This window comes from Haloarcula sp. JP-Z28, from assembly GCF_011440255.1.
Taxonomy (GTDB): Archaea; Halobacteriota; Halobacteria; order Halobacteriales; family Haloarculaceae; genus Haloarcula; species Haloarcula marismortui.
Map to the genome: position 1 here is coordinate 1 of NZ_JAAOHT010000124.1, position 4,604 is coordinate 4,604.

The following is a 4,604-nucleotide window of genomic DNA, read 5'->3' on the forward strand; positions in this document are numbered from 1 at the left end:
CTGGTTCGAAACGGTCGTCTGCTGTGACGATGACATCGGCTGGAAGCCCGACCCGAAGCCGGTGGAACTGGCGATGCGGGAGATGGATGTCTGGTACAACGGCCACCACGGTGTGCTGGCTGGAGACAATCCGTCAGACATCGGTGCGGCGTGGAACGCGGGCCTCGACGGCGTTCACGTTGGTCGTCGGTCCCCCACGGAGACGGGCCGGTGCGTGCGCGGCGATAGACGGGTCGCCTCGCTGCTGGACCTGTCGTCGTCTCAGGGGAGATAGTCCCAGTTTTCAACAGTGACGGTCGTTCCGGTATCGATACCAGCCTCGGCGGCGGGCACGGACACCCAGCCATCGGCCCGGGTCGCCGTCGCGAGGTCAACGCCGGGCAACGGCATCGCTGTGCCGTCGCCCACAGCGACCGGAGTAAACGTCCTGACACCGTTTTGACTGTCGACGTGCGCTGTCAGCGTCGCTCGTGTCTCTGGATGGGCGGGCAGTGGGGCGTGGGCGAACGTCTTCAGGAGTGGACGAACGAGCTGGACAGCGCCGACGCGGGCCGCGCCTGGCGACTCCGGCAGGAGCACTACCGGTCGGTTCTCGACGACGGCTATCCCGGTCCGATGGCCGGGGTCGATCGCGAGACGGTCCGCGAGCACCTCGCCAAGTTCGGCGACGATTTCTCGGAGCGCGTCACCCGGTTCCGTCCCGGTAATGACGATCAGTTCCCGGGTGAGGTCACGCTGGACCGCCATCCGGAGTGCCGGCGCGTCGTCGGCGACTGGGTCCCGGTACGTTACCTTGCCGCCCCAGCGGTCGACGTACTGTGCCAGCGTGAACCCCGCCGTCTCGACCTGCTGGCTCTCGCCCGCGTCCCGCTGGGCCAGTTCATCGCCAGTCGGTAGAATACCTACCTGCGGTCGCTGGCGGACGAGGAGTTCGGAAACTCCAGCGGCTCTCAGCAGTCCCACGTCGCCGGGTCGTATCTGATGGCCTTGCTCGAAAACGGCGTCCCCGACGCTGATTTCGGCTCCCTCGATAGGGTCATTCGCCGTCGCAGGTGTCGCCAGAACACGTCCGACGGCGACGGAGAGCGGAATCCTGTCTGTTCGGTCGATGGGCGCAGCGACGCTGCCGATTCGTCGGCGTGCGGTTTCCAGCGGGAGCGACTCAGCGTCCGACGGCGAGGGGCCAGCCATACCCGTACTAGCGGCCGCTGTAGCAAAAGTACCCTGCGTGGCGACAGTGTCTCCGCGTATCGCTGTCTTCAGCCATCCGGTGACGTTGCTTTCAGCCATCTGCCGCGTGCGGGGACGTTGCTCTGATCCACCCGCCGCGTCCCGGCTGTGGAACGGCGTAACTGGGAATATTTTTTCTCGGTCGGGTCCGGCATCGACGTATGGTCCTCCCGCAACTGGTTGGCATCGTGTTCCTGACTATCGGCGGTTTCGTCCTCCTCCGCGGCGGCCGGGAACTCAAAACGGTGTTCCACATCCTCCGGAACGATCCGGTTCCGGTGCGCTCACTCGACGGGCACACTGGTCCTGTCGAAATCACTGGCACAGCTGTCGCCAACGAGGGTGCCGGGACCGTCACGGCCCCCTTTACCGGTAGCGAGTGTCTGGCATACACCTACGAAGTCGAGGAGTACCGCTCGTCAGGCAAACACTCAAACTGGGAGACGCTAGACGAGGGGCAGGACGGCGTCGACTTCATCGTGGACGACGGCAACGCGCGCGTTCGCGTAAACCCAGACGGAGCGGACGTACGGTTCGAATCCCAGTCGGTGACAGTCTCTCCCGGAACTGAACTCCCTGAGCGCTTGGCTGCGTACGTCGAGCGAACGGAGGGCGTCGAGGCACAGGATGGGTCCGTGAACCTGCTCGTGACAGAAATCAGCTTGGGGAACAAACAGCGCTTTACCGAGCGTCGGCTGGACGTTGGCGAGGATGTGTACGTCTACGGCCAGGCGATGCGCGGCCCCGCAACGGCGTGGGGCAGCAATCTGGTCGATGCTATTGTCGGGGACGGCAACGCGACGCCGGTGTTCGTCATTTCCGACACCAGCGAGCGTGGCACCGCCCGACGGATTGTTCGGGGCGCTATCGCTGAAACTGTGTTCGGTCTCGTCGCTGTTATCGTCGGCAGCGTCGCCCTCTTCTCCACACTCCTGTAGTAGCAGAGACCGTCGGGTTTACCACAGCGTACCACCTAGACGGGCGTATGTCTGCCCTGCGTGAAGCGCTTCGGGACCTTCCCGACGCCGTGTTCGCGGACGTGCTCGAATCCGAGGACGAATATCTGCTCGTGCTCGACCTGCCGGGCGTGACCGCGGAGACAATCGACGTGACCGTTGAAGGGGGCCGCCTTCGTATCGACGGGCAACGGACCAAGGACGTGCCCGGGGAGTTTACTTTCGTCCGCGAGGACCGTTCCGTGTTCCTTGACGCTGAGCTTCCGCTCCCGCCGGACACGACCGGGCAGGGCGGGGAGGGGACCGTGGAAAACGGCGTCCTCGAACTCCGACTGCCGAAGGCGACAGCCGCACCGAGCACCACAATCCCGATCGACGGGGACTGATTCAGAGGTGGCAAGCCGGTGAATCTTCGCGCGTACTGGCGGTTCCTCGTCGTTGCACGCCACTTCCTGCCCCTGTTGGTCGCGTACGCACGAGACCGAAAGCGGTTCTTCGTGATCGGCTCATCGCGCCGCGTCACGCCTGAACAGCGTCGCAAACGTGCACAGCAGCTGCTCGACTCGTTGCTAACGCTCGGCCCGACGTTCATCAAACTCGGACAGATCCTCTCGACGCGGCCGGACGTCCTGCCGCCGGAGTACATCGAGGAGTTCTCCAAGCTCCAGGACCGCGTGCCACCGGCGGACTGGGACGAGGCACGGGTTGTCATCGAGGACGAACTGGGGTCTGTCGATGACCGCTTCGATGAATTCGAGAGAGAGGCGATAAGCGGCGCGTCGCTCGGTCAGGTGTATCTGGCGGAGGTCGACGGTGAAAAGGTCGCCGTCAAGATCCGCCGGCCCGGTATCGAGACGCTCGTCGAGGCCGACCTGCGGGTCGTCCGCTGGTCGCTCCCGCTGTTGATGTATTTCATCGACGACTCTCGGTCGTTCTCGCTGGAGACACTCGCCGACGAGTTCTCGAAGACCATCCGCGAGGAGATGGACTACCAGCGAGAGGGGCGGATGCTCACCGAAATTCGGGAGAACTTCAGGGACAATGACCGCATCTGCATCCCCGAAGTCAAGGAGTCTCACTCCACCCGGCGCGTCCTGACGATGGAGTACGTCCCCGGCACGAAGATCAACGACATCGACAGCCTCGACGCGGGCGGTATCAACCGGACGGAGCTGGCCGAGACGCTCCAGCGGGCGTACCTGCAGATGATTATCGACGATGGCGTGTTCCACGCCGACCCACATCCCGGGAACCTCGCCGTGCAAGACGACGGGACGCTCGTCTTCTACGACTTCGGGATGTCCGGTCGAGTCGACCCGTTCGTGCAGGACAAGATCATCGACTTCTACGCCGCCGTCGCCGATCAGGACATCGGCGCCATCCTCGATGCCCTCATCGAGATGGGGACGCTCTCGCCGGAGGCCGACCGGCAGGTGATGGGCGACGTGATGGAACTGGCCATCGCCGACGCCCGCGGCGAGGACATCGAGCAGTACCGCGTCCAGCAGATCATCCAGCAGGTCGAGGACACCATCTACGAATTCCCGCTTCGCCTGCCGGCGAATCTGGCGCTCGTGTTGCGTGTCGCCACGGTCGTCGAAGGCGTCTGTGTCACCCTCGACGAGGACTTCGACTTCATCGGCGTCGCGACAGACTATCTCCGCGAGGAGGGGTATCTCGCCGAGGGCGTTCGGAACTTCGTCGAGGACCGAGCGACCGAAGTGTCCGACGCCGCTCGGTCGGCCGTCCGTATCCCGCCGAAACTGGAGTCCGCCCTCGACAGAGTCGAGCGGGAGGACTTCCGCGTACAGGCCGACATTGAGGACTCCGATGGCTTGCTCGCGACGATGACCAAGCGGCTCATCCTCGGGATGTTGCTCGCGAGCACGCTGTTTTCGACAGCGTTCCTGTACACGCAGGCGTCGCTGCCGGCCACTGGTGTCGGTATCGCTGGAACTGTCGGCCTGTCACTGGCGCTGTGGTGGTCGTTCCGCTCGAAAAAGGCCGTCCGCGCCAAGCCGCAGTTCACGCGACAGAGTATGCGTGAGCAAGACAGGGAGAGCCCGGGCGGGCTCAACACCTCCTTCGGCGAGGACACCGACGACGCCTACAGCGGTGACTGAACGCCGCGTCCGATTGTTGGGTCAGAGCCGTTTCTCGAAGTGGACGAGTTCGTACTCGCCCTGTGTTGACTGGTCTACCTCTTGGTATCCTTCGTCGCGGTAGAACGCGACCGCGGCGGGCTGGCTCTGTGATGTCGTCGCAAGCAGGACCTCGTATCCCTGCTCGACCACTTGCTGTTCGAGTTTGTGGAGGAGGCTACGACCGTAGCCACGTCGTTGCCGGGACGGAGCCACCCGCATCCGGTGGAGTTCGGCCGCGCCGGGGACGGTTCGCTCGTCCGCGTGCCCGACTTCA

Annotated in this window: 6 protein-coding genes; 4 read left to right on the plus strand and 2 right to left on the minus strand. The window is 64.3% G+C overall.

Features of this window, described 5'->3' with window-relative positions; translation table 11 throughout:
• A partial coding sequence (locus G9463_RS23060; RefSeq protein ID WP_165897940.1) for an HAD family hydrolase occupies positions 1-274 on the plus strand: 274 nt, incomplete at its 5' end.
• Here the strand turns inward: G9463_RS23060 and G9463_RS23065 are convergent.
• On the minus strand, positions 262-1,191 hold the full coding sequence (locus G9463_RS23065; protein WP_165897941.1) for a molybdopterin-binding protein: 930 nt from the start codon (positions 1,189-1,191) through the stop codon (positions 262-264). The two genes, G9463_RS23060 and G9463_RS23065, sit on opposite strands and share 13 nt — an antisense overlap.
• Positions 1,192-1,391: 200 nt before the next feature.
• On the opposite strand from G9463_RS23065, the gene G9463_RS23070 reads away from it, so the two are divergent.
• The 3 genes from G9463_RS23070 to G9463_RS23080 are packed head-to-tail and all read left to right on the plus strand — an operon-like array spanning position 1,392 to position 4,309.
• Complete coding sequence (locus G9463_RS23070; protein WP_011223798.1) at positions 1,392-2,168, plus strand: GIDE domain-containing protein; 777 nt, start codon at positions 1,392-1,394, stop codon at positions 2,166-2,168.
• 47 nt (positions 2,169-2,215) lie between these two features.
• On the plus strand, positions 2,216-2,572 hold the full coding sequence (locus G9463_RS23075; RefSeq protein WP_004957670.1) for an Hsp20/alpha crystallin family protein: 357 nt from the start codon (positions 2,216-2,218) through the stop codon (positions 2,570-2,572).
• Between the two features lie 18 nt (positions 2,573-2,590).
• Positions 2,591-4,309 (plus strand): AarF/ABC1/UbiB kinase family protein, encoded by a 1,719-nt coding sequence (locus G9463_RS23080; protein ID WP_121303481.1) that lies wholly within the window; start codon positions 2,591-2,593, stop codon positions 4,307-4,309.
• Between the two features lie 21 nt (positions 4,310-4,330).
• Here the strand turns inward: G9463_RS23080 and G9463_RS23085 are convergent.
• Positions 4,331-4,604 (minus strand): GNAT family N-acetyltransferase (locus G9463_RS23085; RefSeq protein WP_165897943.1); only part of this gene is annotated, 274 nt, incomplete at its 5' end.

Bases quoted from the DNA above. Each gene is read 5' to 3' on its own strand.
- G9463_RS23070 (WP_011223798.1), top strand. From the start codon at position 1,392: ATGGTCCTCCCGCAACTGGTTGGCATCGTGTTCCTGACTATCGGCGGT.
- G9463_RS23075 (WP_004957670.1), top strand. From the start codon at position 2,216: ATGTCTGCCCTGCGTGAAGCGCTTCGGGACCTTCCCGACGCCGTGTTC.
- G9463_RS23065 (WP_165897941.1), bottom strand. From the start codon at position 1,191: ATGGCTGGCCCCTCGCCGTCGGACGCTGAGTCGCTCCCGCTGGAAACC.